The following is a 19,701-nucleotide window of genomic DNA, read 5'->3' as shown; positions in this document are numbered from 1 at the left end:
GCGGCAGCTCCTACAGGGGGCGTGGATAGTCAGTAGTTCAGGCGCTTCTGGAAGAAGAAATGCTTGTACCCCGGCGGGTAGTCGGCGATGTGGCCGATCTCGCTGTAACCGCATTTGCGGTAGAACTCCGGTGCCTGGAACTCGAAGGTATCGAGCCACAATCCCACGCACTTCCTCTCCCGCGCCATGTCTTCGGCCATCTGCATCAGCTTCGTGCCCATGCCCTGTCCCCGGGCCTGCTCCGGCACCGACAGCAAGTCGATGAACATCCACTGGTAAAACAACCTGGCGTACAGGCCGCCGAGGATCGCATCGTTTTCGTCGCGTACCAGCAGGGCGATATGCTCGGGTACGGCGCCGTCGGCCTTCGAGGCATTGTAGGCGCGCAGCGGCAGCAGGATGGCCAGGCGCTCTTCTTCCGTGGGGGTGGGCGAAAACTCTATTCGCAGGTTCATGGCTATATCCTTATGGCAGTGAATCGGCAGCCTATCGTGGTTGTCGCCTTTGTTCCATCGCCCAAGGAGTGGAACCGTCGCCAACGCGCAGATGTCATTTACTGTGACGCGCCATTCCAGAGTGCGACCGATGAGGACATTCCGTGAATATTTTCGAAGCCTTGCGCGAAAGCCACGAGCGCCAACGTACCTACGCCAAAGCCCTGATCCGCACCAGCGGCGATACCCCTGAACGCGTCGACGCGTACAAGCAGCTCAAGTCGGAACTGCAGGCTCACGAAACCGCTGAAGAACGGCATTTCTACATCCCGCTGATGGAGTTCGACAATGGCGTCGACCTCAGCCGCCATGCGATCGCCGAGCATCACGAGATGGATGAAATGATGGAAGAACTGGACGGCACCGAGATGTCCAGTCCGGGCTGGCTTGCGACCGCGAAGAAACTGTCGGAGAAGGTTCATCACCATCTCGAGGAAGAAGAGCAGAAGTTCTTCCAGATGGCCGGCAAGTTGCTTGACGACAAGCAGAAAGAGTCGCTGGCGACTCAGTATGAAAAGGAATACAGGGCGCAGCTTTCTTGAGATGACAGGTATTCACTTGGCATGTCCAACCCAGGCGATCGGGATAACTGCAATGAAAGAGTTTTTTTCCCGATTGTGTTGGGTATCAGGCCCGATCGTCGCCAATGAGTGGAAGAACCCGACATCCATTGCTATGCCTTAAGCGTGGCAAGAATGAACTGTCAGGTTCATTGAAAGTGAATGGTTTCAATTGTGCAGTGCTGTCGCCCGTCTGCCACCTCAGTAACCCAATGATGAGCAATTGGCCTGGAGCCAGTCTCCCGGTTTCGGCTTTCAGGTTATAGGGCTCAGGAGGTGGAAAATGGGATCCCCACTCCCCGCATCCTTTTGCGGGCATGGCACTTATATCTACGATGTTCCTTCTACCATCAAACGCTTCTCGGATGTTCAGGGCGTTGTCAGCACTCTCCAGAGCATGGACATGTCTCATGCCTGGGTCCGCGTGCATGGCACCAGTGCCTATAGCGCCTCTTCGAAAAAACTGATCGGAACGCTGATCGATGCCCTCCAGACCGAAGGCATTGCGGTGGCCGGTTGGGGATGGAATCAGGGCGTATCGCCAGCGACGGAATCCAGGTTGGCGATCAAGGAACTTCAGTTCTTTGGTTTGAATGACTACGTCGCCGACATCGAGCACGGGCACAACAACTCAAGTTGGACCGCTGCTGAAATTGCCGACTACTGCCGCAGGGTTCGAGAGGCCGTCACCGGAGGATTCGGCGTCACTACGTTTTCACTGATCGACTGGCACGAACCTCAACTGATGCGTGCCGCACTGCCTTTCGTTGATATGTTCAACCCTCAGGTTTATTGGTTCAACTTTCCCAACGCCAAAATGCTCAAGCAGTTCAAACGAAGCAATGGCACGCCATACGAGTCAGCCAGTCCGTCGGCGTACGCCGAATTGTGTCTGGATGGCTGGGTAAAACTCATGGGCGCCACCCCTCGGCCAATCGTGATGACCGGACAATCCTATTGGGGAGAGGCCGGTTTCAGCAAAGAAGAAGCAGACAGGAAACTGGACAAGTTTCTGGCTTCATTTTCGGCTTTTGCCCGAGTGGCCGGCTTGAACTGGTGGCATGCAGGCGGCTCCAGCGCCATGAGTACACACATGTTGGATGCAATAAAAGCGGCCGGGTTGGGAGGCAAAACGTTTCAGTCTTGATTCATTGGGTTGTCCCTTCAGGAGGATAAAGAAATGCCAATAACAGGAACAGGCTGGGAAATGCACATCATCAGAACGAAAGAACAACGTCGTTCCAGTGATGGCAAGCGGAGAACGGTGGGGACCTATCAGGTGTTCCACGACGGGCAAAAACAGACAGGGCCGGGTCTTTCGGGGATGGTCGCGGAAACCCGAGGTCCAGGGGACAATTCCGAGCCAGGAAATAATCGGCGAGTGGAGGCAGGGCGCTATCCTTTGGCAACTCAGGACGGGGTCAAGTATGTAACGTTCGGCTATAAAGATTCCGATAGTGTCAGTGCCAAGCCCAGACCGGGACTTGAGTTATTGAAGACGGGGAATCGTTCGGAAATTCTTGTTCATCCCGGGATTGGTTTTCTTTCCAGTATTGGTTGTATCAATCCTTGCACTTCCTTACCGAACGCAGAAGAAATGATCGACTTTGCTCCAAGCCGCAGGCGAGTCATTGCTCTAATTGAAGATTTGAAGAGTTTCGTGGGAACAGATTTTCCATCAAAGAACGGCAGAAAAATTCCAAATGCCTTCGTAGTCATTGAGGGAGAGCCCACATTTCCATGACAGAGTTGCCGGGTGCGGGATCAGTCCCACAAATCCCCCGTTTTTATCGAGCCTGACCACTCGCACCCTTCCAGCGTCAGCAGGTGTTCTTTCGCCTCCAGCCCTCCGGCAAACCCGGTCAATTTCCCCGACACGCCAATCACCCGATGGCAGGGCGCAATAATCGAAATCGGATTCCTGCCATTCGCCGCACCCACCGCCCGCACCGCGCTCGGGTTGCCGATCTGCTCGGCGATCTGGCTGTAGCTGCGGGTCTGGCCGAATGGAATGGTCAGCAAGGCCATCCAGACCTTCTTCTGAAATTCCGTCCCGGCAAAATCAAGGTCCAGCTCGAAAGTCCGGCGTGTGCCCGCGAAGTATTCGCGCAGCTGTTGCGCGGTGCGCAGCAGGACCGGATTGTCCGGCGCTTCGTTCATCGGGCCGAGGCGCACCCGGCCCGGTTTGTCATTTTCCCAGAGGATGGCCGCCAGACGTGAATCGTTCGCCACCAGCTTCAACTTGCCGACCGGTGACGCCAGGGTGATACAGGTGTAGGTCATGCCGCACGCATCGCCGAATTGCTGAACAGGTGTTAAGCATACTGCCTCGCCGGGGAGGCGCAATACGCAATCGCGACCCTGCTGACCCTGCTCAACGTGATCGACTACGGCATGAACATCCAGGAAGCGGTCGATGCACCACGTTTCCACCAGCAATGGCTGCCGGAGGAAACCAATCTGGAGACCTTCACCACCAGTCCCGACACGGTGAAGATCCTCGAAAGCTGGGGCCACAAGTTTGCCGGCCCGCAGGATGCCAACCACCTGGCGGCGATCCTGGTGGGCGCACCGTCGCTGGAGGGCAAGCCGGTGGGCAAGAACCGTTTCTACGGGGCCAACGATCCACGGCGTAATACCGGGTTGTCGCTGGGTTACTGATACTGACGATTGTGTTTGAATGGGGGGCGCACGCGTCCCCCGATTTTTCAACTCATCAAGGAAGGGATCATGACCACCGCACTGTTAATCATCGACGTTCAGCAGGCCCTGTGCTCAGGCGAGTACGAGTGCTTCGAGATCCAGCGCGTCATCGAAACGATCAATGGCCTCAGTGCCCGGGCGAGAAAAGCCGGCGTTGCGGTGGTGCTGATCCAGCACGAGGAAGAGGGCGACCTGTTGAAGCACGGCGCTCCGGGCTGGCAACTGGCCGATGGGCTGCACACTTCACCCGCCGATCATCGCGTACGTAAAACCACCGGCGATTCGTTCTACCAGACCAACCTGCAGAAGCTGGTGCCGGTGCAGGATATCGAACGCCTGGTCATCTGTGGCCTGCAAACCGATTACTGCGTGAATGCAACCCTGCGCCAGGCGCATCAACTGGGCTACGACGTGGTACTGGCCGCCGACGCGCATTCCACCGTCGACAATGGCAATACCAGGGCCGAAGACATCATCGCCGAACACAACAAGGATTGGGCTGACCTGAGCGGTTCGGTGGCGCGGATCGACGTTATCCCTGCTGCTGAAATCCGCTTCTGAGAACACCACAGCCCCCTGTAGGAGCGAGCCTGCTCGCGATGGACTTCCGAGCGTCGCTGGGTATCAGGCCCCCCGCGTTATCGTTAACGTCCATCGCGAGCAGGCTCGCTCCCACAAGGGGCGTTTATCAGGGTGAACCGAAGATATCGATCAATTCGTTCAGGAACGCACTGACCAGATCCCGCTGCCGCGCCGAGTGCCTAACCGCCGCATGAAAACCCACCTCATAGCGCAGCAACTCGGGATTGAGCGGATGCAACTGCCCAAGCTGTTCATGCCGGGCCGCATAATGCTGCGGCAGGAAGCCCAAGTGCTGGCCGGACAGGATCAGCAGCGCGGCCCCGTCCATGCTGTCGGTGAGCACGGTCAGGCGTTCGATCGAGGTCGGCGCCGGCATTTCCGGCAAGGGGTGGCTCGGCCAGACCCAGTCATGGTGGCTGACATCCTCGCGGGTCAGCGCACCTACTTGCCCAAACAGCGGGTGTGACGGCGCGCAGTAGGCGATCTGGGTTTCCTGGAACAACGGGAAGTAGTCGATATTGGGCAAGCGATGCCAGAAATAACCGATCGCCAGATCGATATGGCCGTTGATGATTTTTTCTTCCAGGAGCGACGACGACAGCTCGGTGAAGTGAAAGTACAAGCCCTCGTGCCGAGCCCTCAAGCGGGCAATGGCCAAGCCGATTTTCGTGTTCGCCACCGGGTCGATCTGCCCCAGCAGGCCGACGTTGATGTTGCCCGAGACCTTGCGGTTGATGTGCTGCACCTCGACCCTGAAACCCTCGGCGGCGGCCAGCAAGCGGCGCGCAGCCTCGACGAACTGACCGCCCTTGGGTGTCACGGAAAATCCGCCGCGACCGCGTTCGCACAGGCGGAAACCCACCCGCGCCTCCAGCGTCGCCAACTGTGCGCTGATGGTCGGTTGCGTGGTGTTGAGGGCGGTTTGCGCCGCCGAAATCCCGCCGGCCTCGACCACCGTGAGAAATACCCGGATCAGACGCAGATCCAGCTCCGTTACAGTTCCCAGCATGGGGGCTCCCGTGACTCGATTACATTGACGCCGATCTATGTGAACAGTGCGCCGTGGATATTTTACGGCTGAGGCCAACGCCATACATTGCAGGGAAAGCAGGGTCATCGTCAGCTTTTTCTGGAGAATCGACCGCTGCGCTCAAAACAAAAACAATCAACTGCATAGGAATCATCGTATGTCAGGGTCCCCACTTTCCGCGCACACCGCCGAGGCGAGCAGCGGGTTGGCCATCGAAGGCCACTCGATCGATTACATCCCGGAAAACGAACGCCACGCCAAACTCAGCAGCCAGGGGCCGTTCTGGTTCCTCGGCAATTTCCACTTTTTCACCATCTCCATCGGTTTCGTCGGCCCCAGCCTTGGCTTGTCGGCGCTGTGGACCCTGCTGGCCGGCGCGCTGGGCATCATGTTCGGCACCATCTTCATGGCCTTCCACGGCTCGCAAGGCCCGGAAATGGGCCTGCCGCAGATGATCCAGTCCCGTGCCCAGTTCGGTTATCGGGGGGTGATCCTGGCGTTGATGGCGACGATGTTCGTGTTCGTCGGCTTCAACGTGGTGAACGTCTCGCTGATCATGAACGGGCTGGAGCATGTGTTCGGCATCGACCCGACCATCGTCGCCGTGACCGTGGTGCTGATCGGCGCGCTGCTGTCGATCTACGGCCACGACCTGATGCACAAGGCCTTCAAATGGGCGCTGCTGGCGACGCTGCCGCTGTATGCCCTGGTCACCATCGCCCTGATGTTCGGCGCCGGCTCCGAAGGCGTCACGCCGGCCACCGACCTGGGCTTCAGCTGGATCGCCTTCGCCACCCTGTTCGCGATTGGCGCCAGCTACAACATTTCCTATGCGCCCTACGTCTCCGACTACTCGCGCTACCTGCCGAAAAACACCAGCCGGCCGAAACTGATCGCGGCGATATTCATCGGCGCCTCGTTGTCGGGTAGCTGGATGATCGGCCTCGGTGCCTGGCTCGCCCAGGAACTGAAAGCGGTGGATGCACTGGTGGCGTTGAATCAGGTGGGTTCTTCGATGATTCCCGGCCTGGGCAATCTGTTGGTGGTGGTGTCGGTGGCGGGCTTTTTGCCGATCATTGCGCTGAACACCTACAGCGCCATGCTGACGTTGCTGACCGGTGTCGATTCGATCAGCAAGATCACCCCGACACCCCGCGCCCGGGTGCTGTCGATCAGCGTGATCAGCCTCATCCTGTTGACCTGCGTGCTGTCGATCAAGGGTGACGGTATCGCGCTGCTGAACACCTTCCTCGTGTTGCTGCTGTACTTCCTCGTGCCCTGGACCGCCGTCAACCTGGTGGACTATTTCTTCGTGCGCAAGGGCCGCTACGCGATCCCGCATTTCTTCACGCCGAAGGGCATCTACGGCGCCTGGCAATTTCGCGGCATCGTGGCGTACCTGATCGGCTTTGCCGCCATGGTGCCGTTCTTCTATATCTACGATGCTGCCGCCGGTAAAGAAGTCTTCGTCGGTCCGCTGGCGCGGGTGCTCGAAGGCGTCGACATCGCCTGGCTGGTGGGCCTGCTAGTGTCGGGCCTGACGTATTACTTGCTCAGCCGCTCCCTGGACCTGGCCGCGGAGCGCCGGGTCATCGACTCGATCACTGAGCACGACATCGTTGCCATGACCCATTCATCCGCGGAGTCGGTGCGTTGAACACTGCAAGGAATACCCTGGTCGCCTGCTGCCAATTGGCGCCGAAAATCGGCGACCTCGCCTACAACCGCACGCTCACCGAGCGCGCGATCCGCTCGGCGGCCTTGCAGGGTGCCCAGGTTGTGGTGTTGCCGGAACTGGTGCAGAGCGGCTACCTGTTTGCCGACCGCGCAGAAGCACTGGCCCTGGCGGAAACCGCCGAGGGCCCGACCTTGCGCCTGTGGCAGGCACTGGCCGGTGAATTGAACATCGTCATCGTCGGCGGATTCTGCGAGCGTCTGGCCGGGGATCAACTGGCCAACAGCGCGGCCCTGATCGATGCGCAGGGCGTGCGCGCGGTGTACCGCAAGGCGCACCTGTGGGATGCCGAGAAGGAAATCTTCAGCGCCGGCAATGCCGCGCCGCCGGTGATCGAAACGGTCCACGGGCGCATCGGCATGCTGATCTGCTATGACCTGGAGTTCCCCGAGTGGGTGCGCCTGCCGGCCCTGGCCGGTGCCGACCTGCTCTGTGCGCCGGTCAACTGGCCCGCCGGCCCACGGCCGCAGACCGAGCGCCCGGCGGAAGTCTTGCGGGTGCAAGCCAATGCCTCGGTCAACCGAATGTTCATCGCCGCCTGTGATCGCCATGGCCATGAGCGCGGGGTGAGTTGGGTGCAAGGTTCGGTGATCGTCGACGCCGACGGTTATCCGTTGGCCGGTCCGGCGGAGCAGGGCGGCGAGCAGATTCTACTGGCCACCCTCAACCTGGCCGAGGCGCGCAACAAGCGCATCAGCGAGCGCAACGACCTGCACCGGGACCGGCGGCCGCAGCTGTATGGCTTGAGCAGCGTGGTGCAATGAAAATCCCTGGAACTCATCCACAAATCGCCCGCTAGACGCCATCGCGGCGCCTGTGGCATGGTCGAAACGACAGACCGATGCGAGCAGGAATGGCACGATGGGGCAGGGCAATCAGGGCGGCGTCGACACCTCGCTGCAGGCGTTCAACCGTTGCGTGTTGCACCTGGGGCGCCTGGCGCGAGAACGCGGTGCCGCCGAATTCATTGCCGACGGCTTGCAGGCGTTGCGCCAACTGGTGCCGTTCACCTCGGCATGGTGGGGCGAGATGTCCACCTCGGTCGCCAGTGTAGCGCCGCAAAGCTGGATGCACGGGCGCATCAACCTGCCTGACTCGTTTGCTGGCGAATGGCAACAGAGCGCCGGCAGCGACAGATTTTCCCATGACACCTTGAGCCGTCCCGGCGAAGTCATCCGCGTTAGCGGCTTCAGCGACCCCCACGTCGAAGTCGAAGCCTTCGCTCGACGCCATGATCTCTACCACCCGATGTGCATCACCTTCGAGCTGCCGGAAAGCGGCTTGATGTTTTTCGTTTGCCTGTACCGTGGGGCTGATGCAACGGCCTTCAGCGACACTGAAGCCGGTCTGTTTTCGGCGTTCTGCGATCACCTGCTACAGCTGTGGCGGTTTCAGGTGCAGGACATGATCCGCGTCGACACCGGCAACGGCGCCAGCGACTTCGGGGTCGCGCGGCGCGACGGTGATTTGCTCTACATCGGCGCCGGATTGTGTGCGCTCATCCAACGGGAGTTGCCCGGCTGGAACGGCTCGACGCTGCCCGCCGAGGTCATCGCGCAATTGTCCAAGGCACCTTGTGTGATGCGCCTGGGGCGTTCGGCACTCACCCTCAGCCCGAACGCCGAGCACGTCATCCTGTCGCTGGAAACACAACCGCGCGGGGCTGCACTGGCACCTCGGGAAAGGACCGTCGCCATGTTGTTTGCCGCCGGTCATTCCTACAAGGAAATCGCCCGAATCCTCGGCCTCAGCCCGGCAACGGTGCGTACTTACCTGCGCAACTGCTACCTGCAACTCGGGGTGAAGAGCAAGGTGGAGTTGGGCTCGGTGCTGCGGTTGTCGACATTGTCAACGAATTTTCAGCACCGCGACTAAACATGATGACGTGAAAATGACCCGAAAATTCGGGGCTGCATGCCACATGCCGGCCCACAAACTAGCAGTTCTGATAGTTACTTACTCAGGGAATACAAGTAATACTCTAGCCAGTTCGATTCCTTGGCTCTAATGAGTACTTCTCAATGCTACGTAGATCCGAAGTTTTGTTCGGCCTCTACCGTTACGATCCACTGGATCGGTTGATCGGCCAGAGTCTACCGGGTCTTCTCGAGGGGAAACGCTTCTATCTCAAGAGTCGCCTAGCCACTGAGGTGGAGGGAGATTGCTCATATTCGTTGTTCCAGAACGGTGAAAAGTTGTTGGCGCAACAACGTCACCAGGGAGGCATGCTTGACCTCACGTTACTGGCCACTGATCAGCAACGCTCGGTGTTGAACACCATCGATGCCATATTTCCCCAAGTTATTGCCTACTCTCCATACGGTTATCGTACCGCCGCGAGCGGCATGAGCAGTTTGTTGGGATTCAATGGTGAGCACCAAGACCTTCTAACCGGAAATTACATGTTGGGGAATGGGAATCGGTCGTTCAATCCGGTATTGATGCACTTTACTAGTCCAGACATTATGAGTCCATTTGGCATGGGTGGGGTGAACTCGTATGCGTATTGTCAGGGTGATCCAATTAATAATAGCGATCCAACCGGAAACGTCATACTCCCATCCAGAGTTCGAGCCATGATTTCTGGATGGGTACAGAAGGCTAAAGCTAACCTTTATATTCCGGAGGGAGGGAGAATAAGCAGGAGTTATATAGTTAGGCCTTCCGCGATTGATCAACTAGGTGTCAATACTGGGGGAGCATACTACCCTGAAGGGGCGGAGTTGAGCAGTAGGGCAAATAGATATGCCCACAGCGCAGCTGATACGGCAACGCAATTTTATAGTTCTGGCGTGGTTCGCCGCAGAATAATTAATCCTTCGATGATAGAGAGGAGATTCGATGCTACTCCTGGGGCAGAGCTTGACTCCATATTAAGAAATGCACGCCATCCTCGTTATGAAGCAGTAAATGCTGTGTACCGAAGGAACTCACCGTTCAATATTGGTAATCATCTGTCTGTTGCTAGTCCTGGTCTTGATGTGCTTATAAAACGTGCGGACTCCTCTCGTGTATTGGCAAGAATCGATAGCGGGCTTACAGGCAGTATTCCAGGCGTTATGCCAAGTATGTTAATTCGCAAAATCCGATACGGAGATGTTGAATCAGTAACGCTTTCAGAACTTCAGCAGCGATATCCACAGTTTTTTAATCAAAATTTCCGTCGGGCAGGATAAAGATGTGCCAATAAAGCAGTGTCAATCAATCTATTTGCCTCCCCCTCCTCATTTGCAGAGGTCCATCCGGCCGCCACGCTCTATAGGGTATGCCCTGCATATCAAGGGCTTGCGCGGCAATCTGCCAAGGCCCTTCAAAAACTATAAAAACAGAGGTGAGGCCATTGAAATTGTCCAGGCTATTTATCGCCGTTGCCGGTGCGACGGCCGTGTCTTGTGTAACGCTGGTGGGGTGCCAGACCCAAAGTTCAACCAGCGCCGACATGGTCATGCGCAACGGTTATGTGTACACCGTCGACGGCCAGGATTCGGTGCAACAAGCGGTCGCCGTCAGGGGCGGGAAGATCGTGTATGTCGGCAGCGATGAGGGCGCGGCTTCTTACATTGGCACCCGCACGCAACTCATCGATCTGGCAGGGCGCATGCTGATGCCAGGCTTCATCGATGCGCACATGCATCCGGGGGACGGCGGTCGCGCCATGACGTTGTGCGACCTGAAGTACCAGACCATGACCCGTAAGATGTTCCAGGAATCCATCCAGGCCTGTCTGGATGCGGACAAGGACAAGGGCCCCGACGTCTGGCTCGAAGTCGGCAGTTGGGATCGCATGGGCATGACCGGCCTGGATGGCGATGCCGACAAATCGACCCTCGATGCGCTCAAGACCCGGCGCCCGATCCAGGTACGCTCGACCGACTTCCACACTGTGCTGCTCAACTCCCGCGGCCTCGCGGTGGCGGGCATCGACAAGCACACGGTCAACCCCGGCGATGGCAAATACGTGCGCGACAGTGCCGGCAACCCGACCGGTATCTGCGAGGACGGCGCGGCGGATGCCATGGCCGCCGTGGTGCCGCCCGCTACCGATGCCGAGAAGCTGATTCAAAGCCGCGCCGCGCTTGATGCCATGCGCCAGCAGGGCATTACCAGTTTCTTCGATGCGATGTCGGGACCGGAGAACGCCAAGGCGTTCACCACCCTCGCGCAGTCTGGCGAACTGACCGCCCGGGCCTTGCTGGCGATCAAGCTGGACCCGGCCGCCGCCACCGCAGACCCGGATAAAACCATCGCCGAGGCCAAGGCCCTGGCCAGCACCTACGACCAGGGCGAAACCAAGGTCGCGCCGGGTGTGAGCATGCGTCACGTCAAGTTGTTCATGGACGGCATCATCAACGCGCCAGCCGACACCGGGGCGATGTTGACGCCATATCTGCACAACGCCGGCTCCGAGCAGGCGCCGAAATGGACCCCAGGCAAAAACCGTGGCGAGCTGTATTTCCCGCCGCAGGTACTCAACCCGCTGCTGCTCAAAGCCGTTCAGGCCGGTCTCGATCCGCACCTGCACGCTACCGGTGATCGTGCGGTACGCGACTCGCTCAACGGCATCGAATACGTGCGCCAGCAATTGCCCGGCCATCCATTTCGCCCGGCCATCACCCACGCCGAATCGGTGGACCCCGCCGATTACGGGCGCTTCAAGGCTCTGGACGTGACGGCCAACATGTCGTTCCAGTGGGCGCAGCAGGCACCGTCCACGGTGGATGGGACCAACGATCATCTGGGGGCCGAGCGGTTCTCCCGCATGGAACCGTCGGGCAGCATCGCCCGCGCGGGCGGCCGGGTGGCGTATGGCAGCGACTGGCCGGTCGACCCGCTGGACGAGTTTCTCGCGTTGAAGATCGGCGTCACCCGCGCCGGCGATCCACAGAACCCGCACAGCTATGGGCCCAAATATGCGGGCAGGCTGAACGGCGACCCGGCGTTGTCCCGTGCCGAGGTGCTGCGCACCATCACCCTCAATGCTGCCGAGCAGCTGAGGCTGGAAAAGGTGACTGGATCGGTCGAGGTGGGCAAGTTTGCCGACCTGATCGTGCTGGACAAGAACTTCATGCAGGTGCCTGAGGACGAATTGGGGCGCAATCAGGTGTTGCTGACACTGGTGGGCGGCAAGGTGGTGTGGGCCAAGGCGCCGTTTGTGGGGCAGGTGGCTGCTGCCGAGCAACAGAAATAAACCCATATCACCCAGCCAGCACCAATCCCTGTGGGAGCGGGCTTGCCCGCGATGGCGGCGGCACAGTCGAAATCCATGTGTCTGACACACCGCAATCGCGGGCAAGCCCGCTCCCACAGGGGGTGTGTGATGCTCACTACTTTCGAAGAGAACAACAATAATGACCGATAGCCAGCAACGAAGTCCCCTGATCGAAACCCGCTCGATCGATTACATCCCCGAGGCCGAGCGCCATGGCAGCCTGTACAGCCAGTTCACCCTGTGGCTCGGCGCCAACCTGCAGATCACTGCGATCGTCACCGGGGCGTTGGCCGTGGTGTTGGGCGGTGACGTGTTCTGGTCACTCATCGGCCTGCTGATCGGCCAGGTACTGGGCGGGGCCGTGGTGGCGCTGCATGCGGCCCAAGGGCCGAAGCTCGGCTTGCCGCAGATGATCTCCAGCCGAGTGCAGTTCGGGGTCTACGGCGCGGCGATTCCGATTGTGCTGGTGTGCCTGATGTACCTCGGCTTCAGCGCCACTGGCGCGGTGCTGTCGGGGCAGGCGATTGCCCAGTTGATCAGTGTCAGCGACAGCGCCGGCATCCTGATTTTCGCCGCGTGCATCGCGCTGCTGACGATGTTCGGTTACCGGGTGATCCACCTGGTCGGGCGGGTGGCCAGCGTGCTGGGCGTCATCGCGTTCGTCTATCTGTTCGCGCGCTTGATGAGCCTCAACGACATCGGCCTGCTGCTGGAAAACCGCCACTTCAGCTGGAGCACCTTCCTGCTGGCGGTGTCGCTTTCGGCTTCCTGGCAGATCGCCTTCGGCCCGTACGTGGCGGACTATTCGCGCTACTTGCCGAGCAAGACCTCCTCCTGGAAAACCTTCACCGCCGTCGGCCTCGGTACCGTGCTGGGTGCCCAGGCGTCGATGGTGCTGGGCGTGTTTGCCGCGGCTTTGGCGGGGGCGAACTTTCGCGGGCATGAAGTGGCGACCATCGTCGGGCTGGGCAGTACCGGGGTGGTGGCGTCCTTGCTGTACCTGAGCGTGGTGTTCGGCAAGGTCACGGTGTCGACCCTCAATGCCTATGGCAGCTTCATGTGCGTGGCCACCATCATCAGCGGCTTTCGCAGTCGCCTGCAAATCAGCGCGGGCCAGCGCATGCTGTTCGTGCTGGTGATTGTCGCGGCGTCCACCACCCTCGCACTGCTGGGCCAGTACTCGTTCCTTAACGCGTTCAAGTACTTCATCCTGTTCCTGTTGACGTTCTTCACCCCCTGGAGCGCGATCAACCTGGTGGACTACTACTTCATCAACAAGGAGCGTTATGACATCCCGGCGTTGTCCGACCCGGCAGGGCGCTATGGCCGCTGGAACCTGCTGGGGATCAGCGTGTACGTGATCGGCGTGTTGATCCAGCTGCCTTTCGTCGACACCCATTTCTATTCGGGGCCGATGGTCGCGCAACTGGGCGGCGTGGACATATCCTGGATCGTCGGGCTGGTGGTGCCGGGAATCCTGTATTTGCTGCTCGCCAGGACTTCGGCAGGCGTTGTGCCGGTTGCCGAAATCCAAAGACCTGAATAAGATACATCCGCAATAGCCTCCTGCAGGAGCCGGCCAGCCGTGCTCTTGCGACGAGCGTTTTTCGAACCGACTCACAACGCTCTATCTTCAGCAGGGGGCAGCCTTTCATGGATGTTCTCGCACCGATTGACCAGTACCTGTACAGGTGGGTGATTGCGCCTGTCAGCGATCAATTCCTGGGGCTCTTCGACCTCAATGGCCGTCTCTGCGTGGCCTTTCTCTTCACCTCCTACGCCGTGGCCTACGGCTTGTTCCGCTGGCGCCAATCCCGCGGGCACACAGACGCGCACAGCTTCTGGCAGTTCATCGGCGGCAACCGTGTGCATTTTCATCCCTCGGCGCTGCTCGATTACCGCTACTACTTCGTGCGCGGCATTCTGAAGGTCGTGCTGGTGGTGCCCATCGTTGGGCTGGTGGACCCGTATGTGTTGCGCTCCGGGGACTACGTGCGTTTTTTCACTCATCTGTGGGGCGCACGGGTGCAGGTCGAGGAGCACCTGGCCCTGTCCTTGCTCTATGGCCTGGGCGTGTTTCTGCTGCAGGACTTCATCCATTATTGGGCCCATCGCGCTTACCATTCGCGCTACCTGTGGGCGTTCCACAAAGTCCACCATTCGGCGACGGTGCTGGTTCCGGTGACGGCGAGCCGGGTGCATTTCCTTGAGAAAGTGCTCGAGCGCCTGATCGACCTCGTGTTCATCAGCGCCTTTGCCGGGCTCTTCTGGTACGCCTGCGGCGGGGAGATCAGCCGCTACACGCTGTTCGGCGTGACCTACATCGTGTTCATCCTCAACGCCCTGGCGGCCAACCTGCGCCACAGCCATGTCTGGCTGTCCTTCGGGCCGGTGGTCGAGCATGTGCTGAACAGCCCGGCCCAGCACCAGATCCACCACAGCGATGCGCCGCAGCACTTCGACAAGAACTTCGGGGTCAACCTGTCACTCTGGGACTGGATGTTCGGCACGCTCTACGTCACTCAGGCGAAACCCGAGGTTATTCAATTCGGCACCGGCGACCAGGAACGTTACCTGACGCTCCACAGCCTGATCGTCACGCCCTTCGTGGAAACAGCCCACAAGTTGCGTCAGGCCAGGAGCCCGGCTCCACGCCCTGATCTGTCGATGGGAGACAAACCCTTGATCAACGCTGCGGAAGCTTCCAGCGTTCGCGCAACTGTTCGTATTGCGCCTCGGGTAATTGCACCAGCAGCGGGGACTGGCGCGGGTCCAGCCAACTGAACAGGCGAGCGATATCAGTTGGGTTCATCGCGGTACAGCCCCGGGTTGGTGTCGTGGGGCCACGCCAGATATGGAAGAAAATGCAGGAGCCGGCGGCGGGGGATGCCGGGGTGTTGTGCTCGATGAAAATGCCCTGGCGATACAAGTCATCAGGGCGGCGCATGCGTTCGGAGCTGTTCCAGTCGCTGGCAATCGTGGCGCCATCGACCAGTTCGTTGTAGCGCGTGGACTGACTGTCGTCCACGCATTCGATGGTCGAAGTCAGTGCGAGGTAGGGCAGGCGGGTTTCAGCTGAGGCGTCGTAGCCAAACGCGCTGCCAAGCTTGAACATCCCGGCTGGCGCCTTTCCATCGCCTTCCTGTTTCACTGGCCCCTGGAGTGGCCGAGTGTCGAGCAGTCCCTTGCCCCAGCCCATGCCGTTTTTTCCCAGCACGACGGCAAAGGGCGCTTCGACTTTCTGGAAGCTATCTCCGTGCCGTTCATAACGTTGGGCGCTGCCCTGGATGTCATCCCAGTGCTTGCTGGTGACCACGATCAACTGGCCACTTGCTTCGAGCCCTTGGGCCATCGCGGCACAGGGCAGCAGCAGGATCAGCAGCGTGCAGATTCTGCCAAGCCTGTTCATGGCGCCAGCGGGGTGATGGGGAAGTTCATGACGCTGTTCAACGTCGCATCCCGGGTGTAAGTGAAGTGCCACCACTCGGCGGAGTAACCGGTGAATCCCTCCTGCTCCATGGCGCGGGTCAGTCGCTGGCGATTGTCCATGGCCGTCGCCGTGATCGACGTCGAATCGGTATGGGCGCGCTCGTCGAAGCAATCGAAACCGGTGCCCATGTCGACGGCGCCGTCGTGCCAACGCTGACCATAAGGCGCCGTGCAGTCGACGGGCGTGGCTGAGGGCGTCCAGGTATCGGCGGGCAGGGCGCCCGGTCCCGTCATGCTCAGGTCGACGGTGCCGCCTTTGGAGTGATTGGAGACCCGCGCCACATAGCCCAGGCGCCAGAAGTCCTGCTTGTCCACCCGGGGGTAGAACTCGGCTTTGCGCGGGTCGCCCGGCTCGGTGGCGAAGCGCCCCATGTCCGCGACCGCGCGGCTGGGGCGATAGCAATCGAATACCTTCAAGCCATAGCCTTGCGCCTGCAGTGCCGTTTGTACGCGGGACAGGGCTTTGGCGGCCTCCTGCGACAGCAGGCACTCGGACGCTTCATAACCCTCGAGCGGGTGCCCGGTGAAGTTGTGGGCGCTGGCATAGCGAATGTCCTGCTCGATACCCGGATCGATCGTGCGCAAGTACACCATGTGCCCGGGCCTGGGCTCGGCACTGGCGACGCCAGACAAGGCGAGACTCAGGATCGGGAGCAATGTTCGAACGACAAATGGCATCGGGCCGGGCCTCCGAATTGGCATGACAAGTCACTCCATCATGGCTTGAAACCGGCGGCACCTCCATGAAGTTGTTGGTCGGCATGATAGGACGAGCGCACCAGTGGTCCCGAGGCCACGTTCTTGAAGCCCATGCGGGCGCCTTCCTCAGCGAACCAGGCAAACACGTCCGGGTGCACGAAACGCTGGACCGGCAGGTGACTGCGCGACGGTTGCAGGTATTGGCCGAGGGTGAGCATGTCGATATCGTGTTCGCGCATGCGCTGCATGACTTCGATCACTTCCTCGTCAGTTTCGCCGAGGCCCAGCATCAGGCCCGACTTGGTTGGCACATGAGGGATCGATTGCTTGAACTTCTGCAGCAGATCCAGTGACCACTCGAAATCCGAGCCCGGCCGCGCGGCCTTGTACAGGCGCGGGACGGTTTCCAGGTTGTGGTTGAACACATCGGGCGGCTCAAGGGCGGTGATCGCCAGGGCGACGTCCATTCGGCCACGGTAGTCCGGCACCAGGGTTTCCAGCTGAATGCCCGGCGACAGCTTGCGGATCTCGCGCAAGCAGTCGACGAAGTGTTGGGCGCCACCGTCGCGCAAATCGTCGCGATCCACCGAGGTGATCACCACGTATTTGAGGCGCAGTTCGGCGATTGCCACCGCGAGGTTGCGCGGTTCATCCACGTCCAGCGGTTTCGGGCGCCCGTGGCCGACATCGCAGAATGGGCAGCGACGGGTGCAGATATCGCCCATGATCATGAAGGTCGCGGTACCCCCGGAGAAACACTCGCCCAGGTTCGGGCATGAGGCTTCCTCGCAGACGCTGTGCAGCTTGTGCTTGCGCAGCAGTTGCTTGATCCGGTCGACCTCGGGGGAGGTTGGCATGCGTACCCGGATCCAGTCGGGTTTGCGCGGGAATTCCTCGGTGGGGATGATTTTCACTGGAATCCGCGCGACTTTTTCCGCGCCGCGCAGTTTGGTGCCGACCTCCACCTTGGTCGGGCTTTTTCCCGGTGAATCCACAAGTGCGTTCATAAGCGATCCCTGGTTCTGTCGGTCAAATTGCGGCCCTGTGGGAGCGAGCCTGCTCGCGATTGCGGTGGAGCATTCAACACGGATGTCGACTGACACTCCGCCATCGCGAGCAGGCTCGCTCCCACAGGGTTTTACACATGGTTTTGTGGTGTGCGATCAGTCGCGGTAGACCGGGAAGTCGCTGCACATCGCTGCCGCCTGGCGGGCGACCTGGGCCTCGACATCGGCATCGCCAAGATGATCGAGGATGTCGCAGATCCAGCCGGCCAGCTCGATGCTCTGGGCTTCCTTGAACCCACGGCTGGTGATCGCCGGTGTACCGATGCGCAGGCCTGAGGTCACGAAGGGCGACTGTGGGTCGTTGGGCACGGCGTTCTTGTTCACGGTGATGCCGGCACGGCTTAGCGCGGCGTCGGCGTCCTTGCCGGTCAGGCCCTGGCGGATCAGGCTGACCAGGAACAGGTGGTTGTCGGTGCCACCGGACACCACATCATAACCTCGTTCGATAAACACCTGCGCCATCGCCTGGGCGTTGCGGATCACCTGCGCCTGATAAGTCTTGAACGCCGGCTCCAGGGCTTCCTTGAAGCACACGGCCTTGGCGGCGATCACATGCATCAGCGGGCCGCCCTGGCCGCCGGGGAATACCGCGGCGTTGAGCTTTTTCTCCAGCTCCGGATTGGCCCTGGCCAGGATCAGGCCACCTCGCGGACCGCGCAGGGTCTTGTGGGTCGTGGTGGTGACCACGTCGGCGTAGGGCAGCGGGTTAGGGTACAGACCTGTGGCCACCAGCCCGGCGACGTGGGCCATGTCGACGAACAGATAAGCACCGACCTTGTCGGCGATCTCACGAAAACGCGGGAAGTCCAGGGTCTTGGAGTAGGCGGAGAAGCCGGCGATGATCATTTTCGGCTGATGCTCGACGGCCAGGCGTTCGACTTCGTCGTAGTCGATCAGCCCGGTCGCGGTGTCGATGCCGTATTGCACGGCGTTGTAGAGCTTGCCGGAGAAACTCACCTTGGCGCCGTGGGTCAGGTGACCGCCATGGGCCAGGCTCATGCCCAGCACGGTGTCGCCAGCCTGCAGCAACGCCAGGTACACCGCCGCGTTGGCCTGGCTGCCGGAGTGCGGCTGGACGTTGGCGTAGTCGGCGCCGAACAGTTGCCGGGCGCGGTCGATGGCCAATTGCTCGACCACGTCGACGTGCTCGCAACCGCCGTAGTAGCGCTTGCCCGGATAACCTTCGGCGTACTTGTTGGTCAGGCCGCTGCCTTGCGCCTCCATGACTCGTTGGCTGGTGTAGTTTTCCGAAGCGATCAGTTCGATGTGGTGTTCCTGCCGCGCGTCTTCGGCGTTCATCGCCGCCAGCAGTTCGTCGTCGTAGCCTTTGATCTGGTCCTGCTTGCTAAAAAGGGTGCTGAACATGGTGATTTCCTCTGGTGTTCTTGAATAGGGGGCACTGCTCTTCTGTAGGAGCGAGCCTGCTCGCGATGGACTCCAGAGCGCTGCGGGGTGTCAGGTTTCCCGCGTCATCGTTGACGACCATCGCGAGCATGCTCGCTCCTACAGGGGTTATGCGTTTTCGTAGTCGGCGATGGATGGACAGGCGCAGATCAGGTTGCGGTCGCCGAAGACGTTGTCGACCCGACCCACGGGCGGCCAATATTTGGCGTCGATCAAGGTGTCCAGCGGGTATACCGCCTGCTCACGGCTATACGGATGCGACCACTCACCGACCAGCTCCGCTGCGGTGTGCGGGGCGTTTTTCAGTGGGTTGTCGTCCTTGTCCAGGGTGCCGTTTTCCACTGCGCGGATTTCTTCGCGGATGCGGATCATGGCGTCGCAGAAGCGGTCCAGTTCTTCTTTGGATTCGCTTTCGGTCGGCTCGATCATCAAGGTGCCGGCCACCGGGAAGGACATGGTCGGGGCGTGGAAGCCGAAGTCGATCAGGCGCTTGGCCACGTCATCGACGCTGATGCCGCTGCTGTCTTTCAGCGGGCGCAGGTCGAGGATGCATTCATGCGCCACCAGGCCGTTGCTGCCGGTGTACAGCACCGGGTAGTGCTCTTCGAGGCGACGGGAAATGTAGTTGGCGTTGAGGATTGCCAGCTGCGAAGCACGCTTGAGACCGGCGCCGCCCATCATGCGGATGTACATCCAGGTGATCGGCAGGATGCTCGCGCTGCCGAACGG

General features: G+C 60.2%; 18 protein-coding genes and 2 pseudogenes. 12 read left to right on the top strand and 8 right to left on the bottom strand.

Annotation, left to right across the window (positions count from 1 at the left end; genetic code table 11):
• Positions 1 to 29: 29 nt before the first annotated feature.
• Entirely contained in the window at positions 30 to 455 is a 426-nt protein-coding gene (locus PMI35_RS28765) for a GNAT family N-acetyltransferase (protein ID WP_008055276.1), read from the bottom strand.
• 143 nt (positions 456 to 598) lie between these two features.
• On the opposite strand from PMI35_RS28765, the gene PMI35_RS28770 reads away from it, so the two are divergent.
• From PMI35_RS28770 to PMI35_RS33530, 3 genes are all read left to right on the top strand, one after another.
• Positions 599 to 1,036, top strand: coding sequence for a hemerythrin domain-containing protein (locus PMI35_RS28770; protein ID WP_008055274.1), 438 nt, complete (start codon positions 599 to 601; stop codon positions 1,034 to 1,036).
• A gap of 301 nt (positions 1,037 to 1,337) precedes the next feature.
• The gene (locus tag PMI35_RS28775; protein WP_008055271.1) at positions 1,338 to 2,201 is read left to right on the top strand and encodes a hypothetical protein; all 864 of its coding nucleotides are present in this window, start codon (positions 1,338 to 1,340) and stop codon (positions 2,199 to 2,201) included.
• Positions 2,202 to 2,234: 33 nt separating this feature from the next.
• Positions 2,235 to 2,798, top strand: a complete 564-nt coding sequence (locus PMI35_RS33530) for a hypothetical protein (RefSeq protein ID WP_008055270.1) — start codon at positions 2,235 to 2,237, stop codon at positions 2,796 to 2,798.
• Positions 2,799 to 2,818: 20 nt separating this feature from the next.
• On the opposite strand, the gene PMI35_RS28780 is transcribed toward PMI35_RS33530, so the two are convergent.
• Positions 2,819 to 3,337 (bottom strand): methylated-DNA--[protein]-cysteine S-methyltransferase, encoded by a 519-nt coding sequence (locus PMI35_RS28780; protein ID WP_008055269.1) that lies wholly within the window; start codon positions 3,335 to 3,337, stop codon positions 2,819 to 2,821.
• Between the two features lie 69 nt (positions 3,338 to 3,406).
• Between PMI35_RS28780 and PMI35_RS28785 the strand changes: the two are divergent.
• Positions 3,407 to 3,715 (top strand): annotated as a pseudogene (locus PMI35_RS28785) (gamma-glutamyltransferase); the annotation flags it as partial.
• A gap of 69 nt (positions 3,716 to 3,784) precedes the next feature.
• On the top strand, positions 3,785 to 4,318 hold the full coding sequence (locus PMI35_RS28790) for a cysteine hydrolase family protein (protein WP_008055267.1): 534 nt from the start codon (positions 3,785 to 3,787) through the stop codon (positions 4,316 to 4,318).
• A 127-nt stretch (positions 4,319 to 4,445) separates the two neighbouring features.
• Here the strand turns inward: PMI35_RS28790 and PMI35_RS28795 are convergent, their stop codons facing one another.
• A complete protein-coding gene (locus PMI35_RS28795) occupies positions 4,446 to 5,348 on the bottom strand; it encodes a LysR family transcriptional regulator (RefSeq protein WP_008055266.1) in 903 nt (300 codons plus the stop codon).
• Positions 5,349 to 5,526: 178 nt separating this feature from the next.
• Here PMI35_RS28795 and PMI35_RS28800 point away from each other — a divergent pair, with 178 nt between their 5' ends.
• The 7 genes from PMI35_RS28800 to PMI35_RS28825 all read left to right on the top strand — a co-directional run bounded on the left by PMI35_RS28800 (position 5,527) and on the right by PMI35_RS28825 (position 15,097).
• On the top strand, positions 5,527 to 7,026 hold the full coding sequence (locus PMI35_RS28800; RefSeq protein WP_008055264.1) for a purine-cytosine permease family protein: 1,500 nt from the start codon (positions 5,527 to 5,529) through the stop codon (positions 7,024 to 7,026).
• On the top strand, positions 7,023 to 7,868 hold the full coding sequence (locus PMI35_RS28805; RefSeq protein ID WP_008055263.1) for a nitrilase family protein: 846 nt from the start codon (positions 7,023 to 7,025) through the stop codon (positions 7,866 to 7,868). Before PMI35_RS28800 ends, PMI35_RS28805 begins: the two co-directional genes overlap by 4 nt.
• Positions 7,869 to 7,965: 97 nt before the next feature.
• Complete coding sequence (locus PMI35_RS28810) at positions 7,966 to 8,979, top strand: helix-turn-helix transcriptional regulator (protein WP_008055262.1); 1,014 nt, start codon at positions 7,966 to 7,968, stop codon at positions 8,977 to 8,979.
• 146 nt (positions 8,980 to 9,125) lie between these two features.
• Positions 9,126 to 10,280: an RHS repeat-associated core domain-containing protein gene (locus PMI35_RS33525; RefSeq protein ID WP_008055261.1), complete on the top strand. Its 1,155-nt coding sequence runs from the start codon at positions 9,126 to 9,128 to the stop codon at positions 10,278 to 10,280.
• A 164-nt stretch (positions 10,281 to 10,444) separates the two neighbouring features.
• Complete coding sequence (locus PMI35_RS28815; RefSeq protein ID WP_008055260.1) at positions 10,445 to 12,292, top strand: amidohydrolase; 1,848 nt, start codon at positions 10,445 to 10,447, stop codon at positions 12,290 to 12,292.
• A gap of 160 nt (positions 12,293 to 12,452) precedes the next feature.
• Entirely contained in the window at positions 12,453 to 13,859 is a 1,407-nt protein-coding gene (locus PMI35_RS28820; protein ID WP_008055259.1) for a purine-cytosine permease family protein, read from the top strand.
• 107 nt (positions 13,860 to 13,966) lie between these two features.
• Positions 13,967 to 15,097, top strand: coding sequence for a sterol desaturase family protein (locus PMI35_RS28825; RefSeq protein ID WP_008055258.1), 1,131 nt, complete (start codon positions 13,967 to 13,969; stop codon positions 15,095 to 15,097).
• On the opposite strand, the gene PMI35_RS28830 is transcribed toward PMI35_RS28825, so the two are convergent.
• The 5 genes and pseudogenes from PMI35_RS28830 to PMI35_RS28850 all read right to left on the bottom strand — a co-directional run.
• Positions 15,000 to 15,722: a L,D-transpeptidase family protein gene (locus tag PMI35_RS28830; protein WP_008055257.1), complete on the bottom strand. Its 723-nt coding sequence runs from the start codon at positions 15,720 to 15,722 to the stop codon at positions 15,000 to 15,002. The two genes, PMI35_RS28825 and PMI35_RS28830, sit on opposite strands and share 98 nt — an antisense overlap.
• Positions 15,719 to 16,480: a M15 family metallopeptidase gene (locus PMI35_RS28835; protein WP_008055256.1), complete on the bottom strand. Its 762-nt coding sequence runs from the start codon at positions 16,478 to 16,480 to the stop codon at positions 15,719 to 15,721. Before PMI35_RS28835 ends, PMI35_RS28830 begins: the two co-directional genes overlap by 4 nt.
• A 38-nt stretch (positions 16,481 to 16,518) precedes the next feature.
• Entirely contained in the window at positions 16,519 to 17,508 is a 990-nt protein-coding gene (gene lipA, locus PMI35_RS28840) for a lipoyl synthase (RefSeq protein WP_008055255.1), read from the bottom strand.
• 156 nt (positions 17,509 to 17,664) lie between these two features.
• Positions 17,665 to 18,933 (bottom strand): serine hydroxymethyltransferase, encoded by a 1,269-nt coding sequence (glyA, locus tag PMI35_RS28845; protein WP_008055250.1) that lies wholly within the window; start codon positions 18,931 to 18,933, stop codon positions 17,665 to 17,667.
• 147 nt (positions 18,934 to 19,080) lie between these two features.
• Positions 19,081 to 19,701 (bottom strand): annotated as a pseudogene (locus tag PMI35_RS28850) (glycine dehydrogenase (aminomethyl-transferring)); the annotation flags it as partial.

This window comes from Pseudomonas sp. GM78, from assembly GCF_000282475.1.
In the GTDB taxonomy this organism is placed as follows: domain Bacteria; phylum Pseudomonadota; class Gammaproteobacteria; order Pseudomonadales; family Pseudomonadaceae; genus Aquipseudomonas.
Note: the sequence above shows the minus strand (reverse complement) of the source record. Positions and strands in the feature narration are given on the sequence as shown.

Bases quoted from the DNA above. Each gene is read 5' to 3' on its own strand.
- PMI35_RS28825 (WP_008055258.1), top strand. From the start codon at position 13,967: ATGGATGTTCTCGCACCGATTGACCAGTACCTGTACAGGTGGGTGATT.
- PMI35_RS28775 (WP_008055271.1), top strand. From the start codon at position 1,338: ATGGGATCCCCACTCCCCGCATCCTTTTGCGGGCATGGCACTTATATC.
- PMI35_RS33525 (WP_008055261.1), top strand. From the start codon at position 9,126: ATGCTACGTAGATCCGAAGTTTTGTTCGGCCTCTACCGTTACGATCCA.
- PMI35_RS28795 (WP_008055266.1), bottom strand. From the start codon at position 5,348: ATGCTGGGAACTGTAACGGAGCTGGATCTGCGTCTGATCCGGGTATTT.
- PMI35_RS28780 (WP_008055269.1), bottom strand. From the start codon at position 3,337: ATGACCTACACCTGTATCACCCTGGCGTCACCGGTCGGCAAGTTGAAG.
- glyA (WP_008055250.1), bottom strand. From the start codon at position 18,933: ATGTTCAGCACCCTTTTTAGCAAGCAGGACCAGATCAAAGGCTACGAC.
- PMI35_RS28835 (WP_008055256.1), bottom strand. From the start codon at position 16,480: ATGCCATTTGTCGTTCGAACATTGCTCCCGATCCTGAGTCTCGCCTTG.
- PMI35_RS28820 (WP_008055259.1), top strand. From the start codon at position 12,453: ATGACCGATAGCCAGCAACGAAGTCCCCTGATCGAAACCCGCTCGATC.
- PMI35_RS33530 (WP_008055270.1), top strand. From the start codon at position 2,235: ATGCCAATAACAGGAACAGGCTGGGAAATGCACATCATCAGAACGAAA.
- PMI35_RS28765 (WP_008055276.1), bottom strand. From the start codon at position 455: ATGAACCTGCGAATAGAGTTTTCGCCCACCCCCACGGAAGAAGAGCGC.
- PMI35_RS28830 (WP_008055257.1), bottom strand. From the start codon at position 15,722: ATGAACAGGCTTGGCAGAATCTGCACGCTGCTGATCCTGCTGCTGCCC.
- PMI35_RS28810 (WP_008055262.1), top strand. From the start codon at position 7,966: ATGGGGCAGGGCAATCAGGGCGGCGTCGACACCTCGCTGCAGGCGTTC.
- PMI35_RS28800 (WP_008055264.1), top strand. From the start codon at position 5,527: ATGTCAGGGTCCCCACTTTCCGCGCACACCGCCGAGGCGAGCAGCGGG.
- lipA (WP_008055255.1), bottom strand. From the start codon at position 17,508: ATGAACGCACTTGTGGATTCACCGGGAAAAAGCCCGACCAAGGTGGAG.
- PMI35_RS28790 (WP_008055267.1), top strand. From the start codon at position 3,785: ATGACCACCGCACTGTTAATCATCGACGTTCAGCAGGCCCTGTGCTCA.